This is a genomic window from Corallococcus interemptor, from assembly GCF_003668875.1.
Taxonomy (GTDB): domain Bacteria; phylum Myxococcota; class Myxococcia; order Myxococcales; family Myxococcaceae; genus Corallococcus; species Corallococcus interemptor.
This window is the reverse complement of record NZ_RAWM01000399.1, coordinates 1-414: the sequence shown is the minus strand read 5'-3', so window position 1 is coordinate 414 and position 414 is coordinate 1. Positions and strand designations below refer to the sequence as shown.

Here is a 414-nt window from a genome sequence, read left to right as displayed (position 1 = left end):
GTGTTGACCGGGCCGGATGCACAGGCGGCCTGAGGCATTCATCAACCGCTGCTGTACGGTCCGGTACCCGGGAACACCTTCAGCAGTGCGCGGGTGATCATGTCCGGGTAGACGGTGAAGTGATCCTCGTCATCGATCACCATGTTCTCCACCTTCAACGATCGCCCGCTGCTGCGCAGCTGCTCGGCGAATTCGGCGTTGTGGCGCAGCATGTCGTTGCGGGTGAAGTAACGCGGTTCGGGCTTGACCGTTTCAAAGCTGCCCACCGACAGCACCACCGTGGTCGACTGCGCCGGCGCCTTGGCTTCGGCCTGCATGCGCGGCACCCGATGGTCGTCGAACCACAGCGATGGGCTGGACAGGATGTAGGTGCGGAACATGTCCGGGCGCGTGGTCAGCACATAGGCGCCGAAC

At 63.5% G+C, this 414-nt stretch carries 1 protein-coding gene; it reads right to left on the bottom strand.

All coding sequences use genetic code 11. The features are described 5' to 3' along the window. Window positions 1-41: 41 nt before the first annotated feature. Window positions 42-414, bottom strand: a 373-nt coding sequence (locus D7X96_RS39325) for an alpha/beta hydrolase (RefSeq protein ID WP_208647469.1), incomplete at its 5' end; no start/stop codon positions are given.